Genomic DNA, 16419 nt, shown 5'->3' with positions numbered 1-16419 from the left:
ATAAAAATCGAGGTAACTGGCGCTGAGTGTATACCTAAGTTACCTATTAATGCTAGGTTGAGCTTGCTACGCAGAGGTTATACAACCGTCAGTTGCTCCACTAGCTCAGAAAGCGGCTTAGGATGACCAATACCGTAGCCTTGGCCGTAGTCCACACCGAGGTCTATCAAATGCTGCATGACCTGGTCATTTTCGACAAACTCCGCCACCGTCACTTTGCCTAGTTGTTTCGCCAAGTCATTGATTGAACGAACCATCACGCGGTCCATTTCATTTACGTTGATATCTTGCACGAAAAGACCATCAATTTTCACGATATCGACAGGAAGTTTCTTTAAGTAACCAAATGAAGACAATCCAGATCCGAAATCATCCAATGCAATCATGCAACCCAAAGCCTTTAGCTTGGTAAACAGCTCAATGGCTTGATCCAGATTGCTCATCGCCGCTGTCTCGGTGATTTCTAAGCAGATTTTTTCACACGGCAGAGTCGAACTTTCCAATCGCTCCAATAAGAAGTCAATAAACTCTTGATTCCCCATAGATTGACCTGAAAGGTTTATCGAACAGCGACCAAGCTGTTCAATCACCTCAGGACGCTGTTCAAACCACTCTAGCGTTTGAGTAATAACCTGCTTATCAATCCAATGGGCAATGTTGTAGCGCTCGGAAGCAGGGATAAACAGCGCAGGAGAAACATAATCACCGTACCCATTGCGAATACGCACCAAAATCTCAAAATACATTTGAGTCTCGTGCTTTTGTAAGCTTTTTATCGGTTGAGCAAACAGTTCTAAACGTTGATTCGACAATGCCTCATGCACCAAATTGACGCTCTGCATTTCCATCTGACGACGCTGCAACTCTTCGTTATCTAAGCTGAATAGATTATAGCGGTTACGGCCTTGCTCTTTAGCGGCGTGACAAGCAGAGTCTGCTTGAGCGTGCACCATTTGTGGCGTATCAGCGGTATGATCGATGATACGGATACCAATTGAGCAACTGATGAACAGGCGTGTGTCTTCCCAAATAAAGAGGTGTTCGCTTAGTGTCGAGATGATCAGTTTGGCAATATTGATGGCGCCATATTCGTCACAGTCTTTGAGTAACACCGCAAACTCATCGCCTCCCATTCGAGCCAAGATGGAATTGTGCGGCAGAACGCCTTCCAGCATACTGGCGCAGAATTGAATCGCCGCATCACCTGCATCATGCCCAACCGTATCATTGAGGACTTTTAGCTGATCTAAGTCGAGGTACAGCATGGCGTGGACTCGACGATGGCTGTCCACTTCGCACAGTGCGGTCTTAAGCTCTAGTTCAAAATGGTTTCTGTTGTAAGTCCCCGTCAGTAAGTCATAGCGAGCTTGGTATTCCAATTTCTCGGAGAGCAGTTTGGTTTCGGTAATATCTTCGCCCACAATCAGCAGTTGCTCAGATTCACTCAGCGGACGAATATTCTCGCGCACCCAAACACGATGACCATTTGCATGACGATACTCGACTTCACGTCGCCAAACACCATGCACTTGCTGGTTGGGTTGCAATAACACTTGGCGAGGGAACAGCACTTTGTCATCAAAATAGAACTCCCTCAGGCGATGTCCGAGCATGTCCATCGGTTTGTAGCCAAGAAGTAGTTGAGCAAATCGATTCACTTCTTGAATTCGGTTATTACTATCAAGCGTCACCATCATCACGGGCTGCTGCTCGTAATAGTTGCGTAGGGTTGACTCACGTTGGTAGAGCTTGTCCTCCATCAATTTACGAGTGGTAATATCGCGCGCTTCAAACAAGTATTGCTTATGATTCCCTACTTGCTGAGAAAAAGGCTTGAGCGAAACTTCTAACACCAATGCGCCGTGTTCTTTACTCCAAATTTCAGCTTCAAACGTCGACACTTGATGGTGAGGCGCGTGGAAATACTCCTCTAGCAACGCTTGTGCTTTTTCACTCCAGTTGGGGTGAAACCAAAGTGGTCGGTCTAAGCGCAGTCCTTGGTGATAAAGTAAGGATTGAAGGTGATCGTTGCCCGATTTAAGCACACCGTTGGCATCCAAAATGCCCATATACTGCATGCTCTGATCGAAAATCGATTCTAGAATAGCCTGGCTTTCTCGCGCAGCGCTCTCACTGCGACGCATCCGCTGTAAATAATAACCCATCAGCAAAATGACCACCGACATCACCACAAACAGACTACCAAACAGGCGAATTTCCTTGGCAAAACGTTCAGAAAGCTTCATTGGCTTATTAAAAAATACCGCAGAAACCTCTTGTTCAGCCCCCAATCCCCAACGCGCTACCGCTTGGTAATCGAGCTTTATTTCAGAATCACTTTTTTTCACCTCAGGCAGAGGCTGATCAGGGTTATCCAAAACGAATTCAAGCATCTCTGCACTCTCAATACCATGCCGATAACCACTTTGAATAACCCCTCCAACTGCGCCATGACCCAAACCAATGTCATGCACCATAAACAGCGGCGCGTTTGAGACTTTGTTGACACCAACCCAGTCACGCTCGCTGCCTACCATACCTTGTTTATCTCGGTAATAGGTCCAGAACAAGACGACTTTATCGGAACTCAGTTTTGCGACTTGTTGTTTTAGATCGATGATGCTGTCTGGGACAAGTTGTACGATTTTGTCTCGATATTGCGGGAACTTGAGGACAAAATTGTCGATTTGATAACGCAACACCTCACCGGTCACCGAGTGGTCACTGACGATGAGAACTTGTGTGTAGTTCGGATGTAAGCGCTCAATAAGAGCGAGATTCGCTTCCAAATCGACATCTTCCATGACTCCGGTTGCATTCAGAGAACGATGTAAAGAAGGATGGTAGTTATTAATGCCGTTAAATATAACTGGGGTGTCTTTGATGATTGGGGCTAAACGCTGCATGAGTTCAAGTGCATTGTTATCGCTCACTAAAATGGCATCGAATCGCTCTTTGCGTAATTTCGTAAGATACAAGGATTTTAGTTGCGCAAAAAACTGCTCACTCTGGTTACGTTTCGAGTCTAGATAGAGCACACGCATGTCCAGCGCTCGATCGCCCAGCTGTTGCTCGATGCCTCGCTGTATGGAGTCCGTCCAGAAAAAACCCTGATGATAGGAGTGCACGACCAACACCTTCGGATCTGAGGCCGTAGCAAACGCGCTCCAACATAGCGCGGCAATAACCAGAAAACGCTGCACATTATCTCCATAGCTCGGAGTTAACCCGCAGTTACTCCTGCCAAACCTTGTGAATCCTATCCGCTATGAGTATAAAAGGGAGGTAAAACTCTATCCCTAACGGAAATCATAGTATGAATGCGAGCCTGCCGAAACTCGACGACCTTGACCGCGCAATATTAAAAACACTGATGGCTGACGCCAGAACGCCCTACGCAGAAATGGCAAAGCAGTTCGATGTCAGCCCTGCCACTATCCATGTGCGTATCGAGAAGATGAAGTCGGCTGACATCATCGAAGGAACGGAGGTGATCATCAATACCAAAAAGCTTGGCTACGATGTGTGCTGCTTTATTGGTATTAACCTCAATGCAGCTCGTGATTACCACTCCGCGTTAGAAAAACTCAACGCGCTCGACGAAGTCGTTGAAGCTTACTACACCACGGGCGCGTATAACATATTCGTCAAATTGATGTGCAAATCGATTGAAGAGCTGCAATTTGTACTGATCGACAAGCTGCAAGCCATTGATGAGGTTCAGTCCACAGAGACATTGATATCGTTGCAGAACCCGATCAACCGCAACGTAAATCCGTAAAATTTTTTATAAAAAATGTACAAAAAAGGCCAACTGAACGGTTGGCCTTGATGTTTTTTGCTCAATTTACGCCGCAATACCCGAATGGCGCAACAGTGCATCGATTTGTGGCTCGCGGCCACGGAAGCGCTTGAACAGCTCCATTGGCTCTTCACTGCCCCCCATTTCTAGAATGTTGTTCAGGAAGCTTAGGCCCGTCTCTTTGTTGAAGATGCCTTCTTCTTCAAAGCGAGAATACGCGTCTGACGACAGCACTTCAGCCCATAGGTAGCTGTAGTAACCCGCACTGTAGCCACCAGCAAAAATATGGCCGAAGCTGTGTGAGAAACGCGCCCACTCAACCGCAGGAACTACCGCGACTTTCTCTTTCACTTTCGCCAGAGTTTCCAGTACACGCGCACCCACTTCAGGGTCATATTCGGTGTGAAGCGTGAAGTCGAACAAGCCGAATTCTAGCTGACGCAAAATACCCATCGCAGATTGGAAGTTTTTCGCTGCGAGCATTTTGTCTAGCATCGCTTTAGGTAGCGGCTCACCTGTCTCATAGTGACCAGAAATGAACGCCAGCGCATCCTCTTCCCAACACCAGTTTTCTAGGAACTGACTTGGTAGCTCAACCGCATCCCAAGGCACGCCATTAATACCTGAAACAGCACCTGTATCAACTTGCGTCAACATGTGGTGGATTCCATGACCAAACTCATGGAATAGCGTCACGACTTCATCGTGCGTGAACAGTGCTGGTTTGTCGCCCACTGGACGGTTGAAGTTACACGTTAAATACGCAACCGGCGTTTGCAGCTCGCCAGATAGCGTAACGCGACGGCCACGACAATCATCCATCCACGCGCCGCCACGTTTGTGTTCACGAGCGTAGAGATCTAGGTAGAAACTGCCACGGAGTGTGCCTTCAGCATCAAAGATATCGAAAAAGCGCACGGACTCATGCCAAGTGTCTACGCCTTCGCGCTCAGTAACGGTCATGCCAAACACGCGGTTTAGCACTTCAAACAGACCGCTCACGACTTTTGACTCTGGGAAGTATGGGCGCAGTTCTTCATCCGAAATTTGGAACAGGTGCTGCTTTTGTTTCTCGCTGTAGTAAGCGATATCCCAAACGTTCAGCTCTTCAACACCAAACTCACTTTTCGCAAACTGACGTAACTCTTCGACTTCACGTTCACCTTGCGGTTTCGCTCGTGTCGCTAGGTCATTCAGGAAGCCCAGCACTTGATCCGGCGTTTCAGCCATCTTTGTTGCTAACGACTTTTCACTATAAGTATTGAAACCTAGCATACGTGAAATTTCATGGCGCAGTTTTAGCTGCTCAGTAATGATTTCTGAGTTATCCCATTTGCCTGCGTTTGGACCTCGATCAGAAGCGCGCGTCACGTACGCTTCGTACACTTCTTTACGCAACTCTTGGTTATCGCAGTACGTCATGACAGGTAGGTAAGATGGGATATCTAGCGTAATGAGGTAACCATCTAACTCTTTTGCTTCTGCGGCAGCTTTCGCTGCTGCCAGCGCCGATTCTGGCATACCTGCTAGGTCTTTCTCGTCTGTGATGTGCTTGGTCCAACCCATGGTGGCATCCAGCACATTGTTAGAGAATTTAGAGCTCAGCTCAGACATACGTTTGCTGATCTCGCCGTAACGGTGCTGCTCATCGGATGGCAAACCAATGCCTGATAACTCGAAATCACGCAGTGCATCAGTGATGGTTTTCTGCTGGGCACGAGTTAACGTTGCAAATTCTTCGCTCGCTTTGATGGTTTTGTACGCTTCGTACAACCCTTTGTGCTGACCAACCCAAGTGCCGTACTCTGACAAAATTGGTAGGCAACTTTCGTAAGCTTCACGTAGCTCTTCGCTGTTCACTACCGAGTTCATGTGACCCACTGGCGACCAGATGCGGCTTAAGCGATCATCCGCTTCTTCAATTGGCGCAATCACACTGTCCCAAGTTGGGTGAGCGTTGTCTTGTAGAACTTCATCGATTTTTGCTCGGCAGTCAGCAATCGCTTGCTCAACGGCAGGCTTGATGTGTTCTGGTTTAATTTGAGAAAACGGAGGTAGGTCCGTAAACGTCAGAAGAGGATTAGACATGAATAATTCCTTTTGTGTTTTGACTCTGTGATTGCCTGTCTATTTTGTGTAGATAGGCCAACTCAATGTACAGACGAGCCAGCAACATGGATTGGGGGAGCTCCGTTCCCTTTCTCTATGCCGCGATGACCATCATATAGTCAACCAGCGCTACTCTGTCCTTGAGTCTTGTTATACCTAAATGAAATTTCACACCCTTTTGAGTGCGAGAAACTCACCTAGTTCAATTCGATTACCAATAGTAAGTGTGGGTGACTTAAAGAAATTTCAATAGCGTCCCCTTATCAGAGGAACAGATTTGATTGGAAGTTCTACATCTTTAAGTTACTTGAGTATAATACCGCCATAGAGTGAAAATCACAGACCACACTCAACCAAAGAGTGTTTCGAGAGTTTAATTTGTTAAGTTACCGCCACAGCTTCCACGCTGGCAACCATGCCGACGTGGTCAAACACATCGTTCAAAGCCTCATTCTTGATGCGCTGAAACAAAAAGATAAGCCATTCGTTTATCACGATACCCACTCGGGTGTGGGCCGTTACGATCTGACTCACGAATGGTCTGAAAAAACGGGCGAATACAAACAAGGCATCGCACGTATTTGGGATAACCCAAGCATTCCCGAAGACATCAAAAGCTACATCGATGCCATTAAAGTGCTCAACAACGGCGAGAAGCTGCGTTACTACCCAGGCTCACCACGTGTAGCGCGCGCGCAAATCCGCCCACAAGATCGCATGGTGCTGACCGAGTTGCACCCGGCCGATCACCCATTGTTAGAGCAAGAATTCCATCGTGATCGCCAAGTGAGCATCTTCAAAGAGGACGGGTTCCAACGCCTCAAAGCAAGCTTACCGCCACAAGAACGTCGTGGTTTGGTGCTGATTGACCCACCATACGAACTCGCGAAAGAGTATCGCGATGTGGTACGAGCGATTCATCAGAGCCATAAACGTTGGGCAACCGGTATCTACGCAATTTGGTACCCAGTGGTAAACCGCCACGACATCGAAGATATGATCGAAGGCTTGGAAGCACTGGGTATTCGTAAAATTCTGCAAATCGAGTTAGGTGTTGCACCAGATACCAACGAGCGCGGCATGACGGCATCCGGCATGATTGTGATTAACCCGCCATGGAAACTGGAAAGCCAGATGAAAGAGATTCTGCCATTCCTGCAAGACGCGATCGCACCAGCAACTGGCCACTGGAAAGTGGACTGGATTGTGCCAGAGTAAGCACTTCAGTACTGCTATCTTCAAGCGCAACGATATTCTCGTTGCGCTTTTTTATGCTCTCACCTTCTCCCTCCAGTCGTGCTTATTCTTCTTTTTGTGCCTCTCATCGCTATTTGTCATAAGTATTGTCGCTTTTTCCCATTTAGGAATTAGTCGAATTCGATTTATGATAGTGGGATAACGGTGGCATTGAGTTCGGGCAAGGTCATCCCAATCTATCTATGTACCAGATAAAATTTATAAGCTCTTGGAGAAAGTAATGGCGACTCATTTTGACTATATCTGTATCGGTGGCGGCAGTGGCGGCATCGCATCTGCAAACCGTGCGGCGATGTACGGCGCGAAAGTTGCGCTAATCGAAGCTCAAGACCTTGGCGGTACCTGTGTAAACGTAGGTTGTGTACCGAAAAAAGTGATGTGGCATGGCGCGCAAATCGCAGAAGCGATGAACCTGTACGCAGAAGATTACGGTTTTGATGTCGACGTGAAAGGTTTCGACTGGAGCAAACTGGTTGAGAGCCGTCAGGCATACATCGGTCGTATTCACCAATCTTACGATCGCGTTCTTGGCAACAACAAAGTAAACGTGATTAAAGGCTTTGCTAAGTTTGTTGACGAAAAAACTGTCGAAGTAAACGGTGAACACTACACAGCAGATCACATCCTGATCGCGGTTGGTGGTCGTCCTACTATTCCAAACATTCCAGGCGCTGAATACGGCATCGATTCAAACGGCTTCTTCGACCTAGCAGAGCAACCAAAACGCGTTGCGGTTGTGGGTGCTGGCTACATCGCAGTTGAAATTGCTGGCGTACTGCACGCGCTAGGTACAGAAACGCACCTGTTCGTACGTAAAGAGTCACCACTGCGTAGCTTCGATCCAATGATCATCGATACGTTGGTTGAAGTGATGGACGCAGAAGGTCCAAAACTGCACACCCACTCTGTACCAAAAGAAGTGGTAAAAGAAGCCGATGGCAGCCTAACTCTGCACCTAGAAAACGGTGGAAGCCAAAACGTTGACCAACTGATTTGGGCAATCGGTCGTCACCCTGCGACAGACGCAATCAACCTAGCGTCAACCGGCGTGGCAACGAACGAAAAAGGCTACATCAAGGTCGATGAATACCAGCAAACTAACGTGAACGGCATCTACTGTGTGGGTGACATCATGGAAGGCGGTATCGAGCTAACGCCAGTGGCAGTGAAAGCGGGTCGTCAATTGTCTGAGCGTCTGTTCAACAACAAGCCAAACGCGAAAATGGACTACGATTTGGTACCAACTGTGGTATTCAGCCACCCACCAATTGGCACTATCGGTCTAACGACGCAAGAAGCAGAAGAGAAGTACGGCAAAGACAACATCAAAGTCTACACCTCTGGCTTTACCGCGATGTACACCGCCGTCACTAAGCACCGTCAACCATGTAAGATGAAGCTAGTCTGCGCGGGCGAAGAAGAAACGGTGGTGGGTCTACACGGCATCGGTTTCACTGTAGATGAAATGATCCAAGGCTTCGGCGTTGCAATGAAGATGGGCGCAACCAAAGCGGACTTCGACTCAGTGGTCGCGATCCACCCAACAGGCTCGGAAGAGTTTGTGACGATGCGTTAATTGCGCGCTAATCGCATTGCTGATTTCAGCGAATCATTTGAAAAGGTCATCTTAGGATGACCTTTTTTTGTTAGACCATGCTTAACTCGCATTCTCCAATAACGTGCGAATAAACTCGGCTTTGATAGCACTCTCCTGCTTACCGTCATGAATCAGACACAAGTCTGCACGCAGTGACTCTTTCAGCTTGATAAAACGAATCCCATGCCAATGATGCTGAGAAAACGTCGACGGCACCAACGTCACGGTATTGCTGTTTGCCACATACGCCATCAAGGTGCTTGGCTCCACCACTTGTTTGCCAAGATGGGGTGAAAAGCCTTCTTGCAGACAGGCATTGATGATGAAGTTTGCCGAGGCAGAATTCGCCAAACTCATAAACGCAAACTCACACGTCTTTAAATCTTGGAGCCGCAGCAAAGATTTGCTGGCTAACTCATGTTGCTCCGACACCGCCACCACAAACACATCTTTGCCCAAAGATACCGACTGATACGGATAAATGTTGAGTGCATCAGCAAAACGCACAATGCCCACGTCGATTTTCTTCTCACTCAGATGCTTCTTTTGCGTCTCTGGGTTAAGGTCAAAAATGTCGGCGTGATAAGTGCTATGCTCAGCATGGAAGCGCTGTAACAAACGATCAAATCCGCCCCAAAATGCACTACTTACCACACCAACTCGCAAGATATTTCTCTGGTTCAAACCCACTTGCTGCACTTGATTGAGTGAGACATCCAAGGTCTGAAAAATCAGTTGGCATTTGGACTCCAACAATCGCCCGGCCTCCGTCAGCATGACGTTTCTTGAATCACGCTCAAACAGTTTGACGTTAAGCACTTCTTCCAACTCTTTGATGCGATTGCTCAACGGCGAATTGGTGATATTAAGGTTCTCGGCGGCCTTAGTGAAATGCTTGGTTTGTGCGACCTCGTAAAAGTAACGCAGCATCTTCAGCGTCACGCGCTCAAATGGTTCTGACTTCATGCATTGAGTCCTAGCGAGTTTCATTATCCTCTTTTTAAGGATGATAGTAGAGAATAAAGCAAAGATAACCAGCGCAGAAAGTCACACAATGGAATCAACACACAACCAGAAGGTGACTAACATGAATCACGATCCAGTAATCGACGCGCTACAAACCATTCGCGAACGCAAACCAAACTTCCAACCTAAAGCGGCGTTTATTTTAGGCTCTGGCTTAGGCGTATTGGCAGACGAGCTACAAGACAAAGTGGTCATTCCATACGAAGAGCTCGAAGGCTTTCCGGTTAGCACCGTGCAAGGACACTCTGGTGAGTTGGTAATTGGCACCATGGACGGCGTAGACGTAGTGTGCATGAAAGGTCGCGGCCACTACTACGAACACGGCTCAATGAAGGTCATGACAACGCCCGTGCGCACCTTTAAAAAGCTGGGCTGTGAGTTTCTGCTCGTCACCAACGCGGCAGGCTCCCTTCGCCCTGAGCGTATTGATGTCGGTTCTCTGGTGGTATTTCATGACCACATCAACACCATGCCTGAATCGCCAATGATCGGTCCGAATGATGAAGAGTACGGCCCGAGGTTCTTCAGCCTCGCCAATGCGTACGACAAAGACCTGCGCGCAGAAGCGTTTGAAGTAGGCAAAGCCAATGGCATTCACCTGAATGAAGGTGTGTTTGTCTCTTACACGGGCCCCAACTTTGAGACCGCAGCCGAAATCCGCATGATGCAAATCATCGGTGGTGACGTAGTGGGCATGTCGGTCGTGCCAGAAGTGATTTCTGCGGCGCATTGCGGCTTACCCGTATTGGCAGTATGTGCGATCACCAACATGGCAGAAGGCTTGGGAGATGTAGAATTGTCTCACGCCCAAACATTGAAGTGCGCGAAGCTAGCCGAAGCAGATTTCATTCGCTTTATTAAGCGCTTTATGAAGCATCACTTCTAAAACCGTTTCATTCCCAAAAGCAAAAGGGTCATCAAGTAACTTGATGACCCTTTTTCGTATCACGTTTTCTAACGTTCGGGGGTATTTCGGAGCCGTTTGTGCGTTTTACTTAACTGCGCGAACCAATTCAGCAATGCCTTCCCAATCGCCGTTGTCCATCATTGCGGTTGGCACCATCCACGTACCGCCACAAGCTACAACCGATTTCAGCGCTAGGTAATCTTCCACGTTGGATGGGCTCACGCCACCTGTTGGCATGAATTCCACTGGGTAAACCGCCGTGAGTGCTTTCAGCATGTTTACGCCGCCTGATGGCTCAGCAGGGAAGAACTTCAACGTACGCAGACCCATTTCCATCGCTTGCTCAACCAAGCTTGGGTTGTTTACACCCGGTACGATAGTCACACCACGTTGCTGACAGTATTTCACTGTGGTGGGGTTGAAGCCTGGGCTAACGATAAAGTCCACGCCCGCTTCGATCGCGATATCCACTTGTTCTGTGGTCAGAACGGTGCCCGCGCCAATCAACAATTCTGGGTACGCTTCACGCATGATGCGAATCGACTCCGCCGCCGCTTCGGTGCGGAATGTCACTTCCGCACATGGTAAACCGTTTTCTACCAACACTTTTGCCAGTGGCAGAGCGTGTGCTACGTCGTTGATTGCGATAACTGGGACGATTTTGATATCTCTTAATCGTTGTTCAAGTGTTGTCATGGGGAACCTCTAAAGAATAAAGCTTAATGTTGCGACGATAATAAACGCGATACCGCCAAGTAACGTTTCCATTACCGTCCAAGTTTTTAATGTGGTTTTCTCATCCATCTCAAGCAAACGAGATACCAACCAGAAACCAGAGTCATTGAAGTGAGACAGTACCGTTGCACCACCCGCAATCGCGATTACGATAAAGCAAAGGTCTAGTTCACTCAAACCTGTTGATGCAGCCACAACTGGCGCGATAAGAGCTGCCGTAGTGGTGAGCGCTACCGTTGCCGAGCCTTGAGCAACACGCAGACAGGTTGAAATAACAAACGCCGCCACAATCACAGGCATACCTGTATCTGTAAGAACGTCAGCCAGTGCATCACCGATACCACTTGAACGCAGTACGCCGCCAAACATGCCACCTGCACCCGTTACTAGGATAACACCACAGATAGGAGCCAATGACTCACCACATAATTTTTCTAGTTTTGCCATGCCGTAGTCTTTGGCAAACACAGCCAGACAGACAATCAAAGTGATCAGCAACGCAACTGGGGTTTTACCTAGCATGCGTAGGAACTCAACCAGTGCCGTTTTGCCATCAATCACACCCGCAACCGCCAGTGTGTTCAATACCGTATCCAAACAGATTAGCAGGACTGGCAGCACAAGGATGGTCATAACCGTGCCAAATTTTGGTGCGTTGCGCTCATCCACCATCGCTTCGCCATTAAAGAAGGCTTTAGATAGTGGGATATCGAATTTTTTGCCCGCGTACAAACCAAATAGGTAAGCGCCAAGGTACCAAGTTGGAATAGCAACCAAAATACCCACCACCAATAGCAGACCGATGTTTGCGCCAAGGAATTCTGCCGCTGCAACCGGACCTGGGTGTGGTGGAACAAACGCGTGCATAACCGCAAAAGCACCAGCTGCAGGCAACGCGTATTTAATTGGTGAGCCACCAAAACGAGCCGCCACACTTAGGATGATAGGCATCATCACTACAAGGCCAGCATCGAAGAAGATTGGGAAGCCAAACAGTAATGAAGCGACGCCCAAAGCAAATGGTGCGCGCTCTTTACCAAAGCGACCAATCAAAGTGTCTGCCAGCACTTTCGCACCGCCAGTCACTTCAAGAATTTTACCGATCATCGCACCAAGACCAACCAGCAATGCCACGGAAGCCAGTGTGCCGCCGAAGCCGCCCATCATGGTCGATACGACTTTCTCTGAAGGAACGCCAGTGGCGATTGCTGTGCCTAAACTCACCATAGTAAGGGAAGCAAAAGCATGGACTTTCAGTTTAATGATCAGAACGAGTAACGCTGCAATGGCAAGGCCTGCAATCGTCAGTAGGAACGTAGGATCTGGGGCTTGGGTTAATTGCTCCATAGGTTCACCTTTAAGAATTATTGTTTGTGTTATGGTTCACATTTATTTCAGTTACCGGTAACATGTTACCGATAACATGAATAAGATAAACCCATATTTTAAAGTGAATTCAAAAATTGAGATCACGCGCAAATTTGGTTATGAGGATAAGTTATGGCTGGTAGTAGTGTCATCGTTATGGGCGTTTGTGCTAGTGGTAAAAGCACAATTGGTGAGCATCTAGCGAAAAAGCTAGGGCGTAAATTCATTGATGGTGATGATCTTCATCCACGAGCGAACATTCAGAAAATGGCATCGGGCCAGCCTCTGAACGATGATGATCGCAAGCCATGGCTAGAACGCATTCGTGATGCGGCGTACAGCCTAGAAAGCAAAAACGAACACGGCATTATTGTCTGTTCAGCACTGAAAAAGATTTACCGCGATCAGATCCGCGAAGGCAACGACAACGTGACCTTCCTGTTCCTTGATGGCGACATGGAGTTGATCCTTAATCGCATGCGTATGCGCAAAGGCCACTTCATGAAAGAAAACATGGTGAAGAGCCAATTCGAGACGCTAGAGCGCCCAGACAACGAGCCTCAAACTCTGATCGTCAGTATCGACGGAGACATCAGCGACGTGGTGGAACGCTCTGCCGCTGAGCTAATCAAAATGCAAGCGATCGAGGTGGCGTAATGACTCACTCTGTTGTTCTTGAGGTCACACAACGTTTGACCGAGCGCAGCCGTGAAGCGCGCGCTGCGTTTCTTGCTCGCACCGAAGTGCAAGCCGAAGCTGGCAAAGGCCGTGTTGGTTTATCTTGTGGTAACTTAGCTCATGCAGTCGCCGCATCTTGCTCTTCTGAAAAGAAAAATATTCTCGATTTTACTCATGCCAATGTCGCGCTGATCAGCGCCTACAACGACATGTTGAGCGCCCACCAGCCGTACCAAGACTACCCAGCACAAATCAAAAAAGTGCTGGCGGACTACGGCCATACAGCGCAAGTCGCAGGTTGTGTGCCAGCGATGTGCGATGGGGTGACTCAAGGTCAAGCAGGCATGGATATGTCACTGTTTTCGCGTGACTTAATTGCGCAATCAACGGCGTTGTCTTTGAGTCACAATGTCTTTGATGCCACATTACTGCTTGGCATCTGTGACAAAATCGCACCGGGGCAACTGATGGGCGCGCTGTCTTACGCACACCTACCAACGGCGTTTGTGCCAGCGGGTCTGATGGCAACAGGCATCAGCAACGAAGAGAAAGTCGACGTGCGCCAAAAATACGCAGCGGGAGAAGTCGGCAAAGACGCTCTGCTGGATATGGAGTGTCGCGCTTACCACTCTGCGGGTACGTGTACATTTTACGGCACCGCCAATACCAACCAGTTGGTGTTCGAAGCCATGGGCTTGATGCTGCCAGGTTCAGCATTCATTCATCCCCATACCCAACTGCGTAAAGCGTTAACCAATCACTCGGCTCTGAAAATCGCCTCAATGACGGCGGGTTCTGCACACTTCCGTCCGCTGGCCGAGGTGGTCACAGAAAAGAGCTTGGTCAACGGCATCATCGCTCTACTTGCATCTGGCGGCAGCACCAATCACACCATTCATATGATCGCCGTGGCGCGTGCTGCTGGCATCTTGCTCACCTGGCAAGACATCAGCGATCTGTCGGATGTGGTTCCTTTGTTAGCTCGCGTTTACCCGAACGGCCCAGCCGATATGAACGCGTTCCAAGACGCGGGGGGCGTGCCAGCGTTATTGCACCGCTTGAACCAATCCGAGCTTTTGCATCGCGATGTGAGACCCGTGTTTGGTGAATTTGAAGACCAAATGACGCTACCGAGCCTTGTCGATGGCCAACTGACCTGGACATCGTGCCAAGGCAGCCAAGACGGTGACGTGATCGCCAAACCAGACGCCACATTCCAAAATACTGGCGGCACTCGCGTATTGACTGGCAACTTAGGCAAAGCCGTGGTGAAAGTGTCTGCGGTGAAAGAAGAGCAACGCGTGATTGTGGCACCAGCGATCGTATTCCAATGCCAACACGAAGTGGAGGCCGCGTACAAACGTGGCGACCTGAACAAAGACTGCATCGTTGTGGTCACACACAACGGCCCAGCGGCAAACGGCATGCCTGAACTGCACAAGCTGATGCCAATTTTAGGGAACGTGCAAAAAGCGGGCTTTAAAGTCGCGCTAGTGACGGACGGTCGTTTATCTGGTGCATCCGGTAAAATTCCGTCTGCGATTCACGTTTCTCCAGAAGCCATTCGTGGTGGCGCGATTGGTTTGGTGCGCAACGGTGATTTGATTCGTCTGGATTGCCAAACGGGTGAACTGAACAACTTAAGCGACACCACTGGTCGCGAGTTGATTCATTTCGATACCGAATCGACCCAACAAACTTGGGGACGAGGTCTGTTTAGCGTGATCCGCCAAAACGTATCGAGTGCAGAAGAAGGCGCAAGCTTTATTGTTTAAGGCGAGAAGAAAGACCTCGTCGTTCCGACGAGCCCAAGCAAGATCAGGAATTTAATATCAACGTGCTGTGAAGCCAGAGAAAACTCCTCTGCCACAGCACTTTTTGTTGGTAGATTCTGAATCACGCTCGTCCCTCGCTGTTCAGAATGACGAGCGTTGGGATTGGCCTCGGTTCTTTTTAAAAATGAATGAGTCCGTCATTCCGACGAGCCTAAGCAAGATTAGGAATCTACTATCAACGTGCTGTGAAGCAAGAGAAAATCCCCCTCTGTTACAGCACTTTTTGTTGGTAGATTCTGAATCACGCTCGTCCCTCACTATTAAGAATGACGAGCTTTGAGATTGGCCACCGCTATTTCTAAAAACGAATGAATCCGTCATTCCGACGAGCCTAGGCGAGATCAGGAATCTAATATCGACATGCTATGACGTCAGAGAAAACTCCTCTGCCACAGCACTTTTTTGTTAGTAGATTCTGAATCACGCTCGTCCCTCGCTGTTCAGAATGACGAGCTTTGGGATTGGCCACCGCTCTTTCTAAAAACGAATGAATCCGTCATTCCGACGAGCCTAAGCGAGATCGGGAATCTAATATCAACGAGCTGTGAAGCCAGAGAAAACACCTCTGCCACAGCACTTTTTGTTGGTAGATTCTAAATCACGCCCGTCCCTCGCTGTTCAGAATGACGAGCGTTGGAATTGGCCTCAGTTCTTTCTAAAAACGAATGAATCCGTCGCTCCGAAGAGCCCAAGCAAGATCAGGAATTTAATATCAACGTGCTGTGAAGCCAGAGAAACCCCCCTTTGCCGAAACACTTTTGTGTTGGTAGATTCTGAATCACACTCGTCCCTCGCTATTCAGAATGGCAAGCTTTGGAGTTGGCCTCGGTTCTTTTTAAAAATGAATGAGTCCGTCATTCCGACGAGCCTAGGCGAGCTCAGGAATCCACTATCAACGTGCTGTGAAGCCAGAGAAACCCCCTCTACCACAGCACTTTTTGTTTGTAGATTCTGAATCACGCTCGTCCCTCGCAGTTCAGAATGACGAGCTTTGGGATTGGCCACCGCTCTTTCTAAAAACGAATGAATCCGTCATTCCGACGAGCCTAAGCGAGATCGGGAATCTAATATCAACGAGCTGTGAAGCCAGAGAAAACACCTCTGC

11 protein-coding genes are annotated in these 16419 nt (G+C 48.5%); 6 read left to right on the top strand and 5 right to left on the bottom strand.

All coding sequences use genetic code 11. The features are described from left to right. Positions 1-77: 77 nt before the first annotated feature. Entirely contained in the window at positions 78-3203 is a 3126-nt protein-coding gene (locus R7D93_RS17650) for an EAL domain-containing protein (protein WP_225497000.1), read from the bottom strand. 113 nt (positions 3204-3316) lie between these two features. Here R7D93_RS17650 and asnC point away from each other — a divergent pair, with 113 nt between their 5' ends. Then, a complete protein-coding gene (gene asnC / locus R7D93_RS17645) occupies positions 3317-3781 on the top strand; it encodes a transcriptional regulator AsnC (RefSeq protein WP_005389595.1) in 465 nt (154 codons plus the stop codon). A 66-nt stretch (positions 3782-3847) separates the two neighbouring features. Here asnC and prlC read toward each other — a convergent pair whose 3' ends face one another. After that, entirely contained in the window at positions 3848-5890 is a 2043-nt protein-coding gene (prlC, locus tag R7D93_RS17640) for an oligopeptidase A (RefSeq protein ID WP_017635033.1), read from the bottom strand. A gap of 399 nt (positions 5891-6289) precedes the next feature. Here prlC and R7D93_RS17635 point away from each other — a divergent pair, with 399 nt between their 5' ends. Both R7D93_RS17635 and gorA read left to right on the top strand, forming a co-directional pair. Beyond that, entirely contained in the window at positions 6290-7129 is an 840-nt protein-coding gene (locus tag R7D93_RS17635; RefSeq protein ID WP_005379158.1) for a 23S rRNA (adenine(2030)-N(6))-methyltransferase RlmJ, read from the top strand. Positions 7130-7388: 259 nt separating this feature from the next. Next, positions 7389-8744, top strand: coding sequence for a glutathione-disulfide reductase (gene gorA, locus R7D93_RS17630; RefSeq protein ID WP_225497002.1), 1356 nt, complete (start codon positions 7389-7391; stop codon positions 8742-8744). 81 nt (positions 8745-8825) lie between these two features. On the opposite strand, the gene R7D93_RS17625 is transcribed toward gorA, so the two are convergent. Next, positions 8826-9731, bottom strand: a complete 906-nt coding sequence (locus R7D93_RS17625) for a LysR family transcriptional regulator (RefSeq protein WP_225497004.1) — start codon at positions 9729-9731, stop codon at positions 8826-8828. 121 nt (positions 9732-9852) lie between these two features. On the opposite strand from R7D93_RS17625, the gene xapA reads away from it, so the two are divergent. Next, positions 9853-10677 carry a xanthosine phosphorylase gene (gene xapA / locus R7D93_RS17620; protein WP_064368884.1) on the top strand — a complete coding sequence of 275 codons (825 nt, stop codon included), beginning with the start codon at positions 9853-9855 and terminating at the stop codon, positions 10675-10677. A gap of 105 nt (positions 10678-10782) precedes the next feature. On the opposite strand, the gene R7D93_RS17615 is transcribed toward xapA, so the two are convergent. Together R7D93_RS17615 and R7D93_RS17610 are read right to left on the bottom strand one after the other, a co-directional pair. Beyond that, positions 10783-11394, bottom strand: coding sequence for a bifunctional 4-hydroxy-2-oxoglutarate aldolase/2-dehydro-3-deoxy-phosphogluconate aldolase (locus tag R7D93_RS17615; protein WP_025624148.1), 612 nt, complete (start codon positions 11392-11394; stop codon positions 10783-10785). A gap of 9 nt (positions 11395-11403) precedes the next feature. Then, entirely contained in the window at positions 11404-12780 is a 1377-nt protein-coding gene (locus R7D93_RS17610; RefSeq protein WP_012841240.1) for a GntP family permease, read from the bottom strand. A 153-nt stretch (positions 12781-12933) separates the two neighbouring features. On the opposite strand from R7D93_RS17610, the gene R7D93_RS17605 reads away from it, so the two are divergent. Both R7D93_RS17605 and edd read left to right on the top strand, forming a co-directional pair. Then, complete coding sequence (locus R7D93_RS17605) at positions 12934-13458, top strand: gluconokinase (protein WP_005467756.1); 525 nt, start codon at positions 12934-12936, stop codon at positions 13456-13458. Next, the gene (gene edd / locus R7D93_RS17600) at positions 13458-15254 is read left to right on the top strand and encodes a phosphogluconate dehydratase (RefSeq protein WP_213877225.1); all 1797 of its coding nucleotides are present in this window, start codon (positions 13458-13460) and stop codon (positions 15252-15254) included. Before R7D93_RS17605 ends, edd begins: the two co-directional genes overlap by 1 nt. Positions 15255-16419 lie beyond the last annotated feature (1165 nt).

Source organism: Vibrio sp. YT-15 (genome assembly GCF_033337445.1).
Classification (GTDB): Bacteria; Pseudomonadota; Gammaproteobacteria; order Enterobacterales; family Vibrionaceae; genus Vibrio; species Vibrio alginolyticus.
The sequence above is the reverse complement of the archived record's forward strand: the minus strand, read 5'-3'. Positions and strand labels throughout refer to the sequence as shown.